Origin of the sequence: Streptomyces sp. NPDC048389 (genome assembly GCF_040706335.1) — a bacterium.
Taxonomy (GTDB): domain Bacteria; phylum Actinomycetota; class Actinomycetes; order Streptomycetales; family Streptomycetaceae; genus Streptomyces.
In genome coordinates this window covers 1-1,535 of sequence record NZ_JBEZKP010000123.1, presented here as the reverse complement: position 1 = coordinate 1,535, position 1,535 = coordinate 1, and the positions used below count along the sequence as shown (strand labels likewise).

The 1,535-nt window shown below is 68.1% G+C and carries 1 protein-coding gene; it reads right to left on the bottom strand.

The genetic code is table 11. The features are described from left to right. Positions 1-14 precede the first annotated feature (14 nt). Positions 15-1,424, bottom strand: coding sequence for an IS4 family transposase (locus AB0903_RS34300; protein ID WP_366708738.1), 1,410 nt, complete (start codon positions 1,422-1,424; stop codon positions 15-17). Positions 1,425-1,535 lie beyond the last annotated feature (111 nt).

Genomic DNA, 1,535 nt, shown 5'->3' with positions numbered 1-1,535 from the left:
CAACACCGTTGCGTTTACGTCCTTGAGCGGTTCGCAAGTCCGTGTTCGAAGAACGTGACGGTGGTGTGGAGGGTGTAGTTCTGGCTGGTCGTGGGGTGTTGTCCGGCGTTCGGTCCGTACTTGCTGGTGGGGTTCTTGCGGGTGCGGGCCTTGACGCGTTGACGGCGGTGGGCGGGGTGCAGGGCGTCGAGGACGGCCCGGCCGATGGTGCCGACGAGGTCGGCGGGTCCCGTCGGGGTCAGGATCGCGGTCGCGGTGGTCACGGTGTCGCCGGCGGTGGTTTGCAGGACGGTGAAGCTGATGCGGTCCATGTCCAGGCCGGGTCGGGTGCAGGCGGTGTCGGAAGCGGCACGGATCAGGGCCTGGTAGGTGGTGAGCAGGGCGTAGACCTCCTGGTCGAGGCCGGTCAGGCTGCGTGAGCGCAGGACACGGCCGTCCAGCATGGTCGCCTTGATCGAGAAGTACGTCGTCTCCGACTGCCACCGCTCGTGGTAGAGGTCCACGAGCCCGGCGGCTGGGTGGGCGGCCGGGTCGAGGAGGCTGGTGAGCAGGCGCCACTGCTCGGTGCGGACGGTGCCGTCGGCCAGGGTCACCGTGATGGACGCCTCGATGACGCGGACGGTGAGCAGGACGGGCAGGACGCCGTAGCCGATCCGGGCCAGGTAGGAGCCGTCGTCCAGGTGCCGGAACGGGGTGGGTATGCGGCGGGCGGAGGAGCGCACCAGGAACTGGGCGCCGGTGGCGTGAACATCCCGGGCGAACTCGGCTTTGTCGAAGCCTGCATCGGCCAGCAGGAGCATCGTGCGGTCCAGCACACTCAACAGACGCCCCGCGTAGGTGAGTTCGCCGTCACTCTCAGGGCCGAAGGCGCCAGCCAGGACGGCACGGGTGCCGCACTCGACCAGGACCACGAGTCGCAGCAGCGGGTAGCCGAACTCCACGCTCTCGCCCATCCGCTTGGGGTAGCGCCAGGTGAGCGCCTTTTCGTCGGGCACGTGCAGCAAGGTGCCGTCCACGGCGACGGTCCGAAGCCCTCGATAGAACGAACCCGCCTGCCCGAGGTGGGCGACGGGTCCGGCGAGGATCTCGAACAGCCGCCGCAGCGGTGCCGCTCCTATGCGCCGTCGGGCCCGGGACAGCGAGGAGACCGCCGGACGCACCAGCGGCAGTCCCTCCAGTCCCGCCGTCAGCTTGCCCCACACGCCCCGGTAGGAGCAGTTCTCGAACAGGGCCAGCGCGAGGACGAAGTAGACCACGACCCGGGACGGCAGCAGGCGCAGCCGCTTCTCCCGTGCTCCGGTCTCCTCGATCACCGTGTCCACCAGCGCGAAGTCCACGATCTGGGTCAACTCGCCCAGGTGGCCGGGCGCGTACACACCCCCGGCCGCCTCGACCGTGCGCGTGATGACAGACTTCTCCTGCAACGGGACTCCCGATGATCTTCTTGCTCGACACAAGTTGATCTATCAGGACGTCCCGTTGCGTCATTCACCAGGGCTTGACCTGCGACTCAAAACTCAAACGCAACGGTGTTG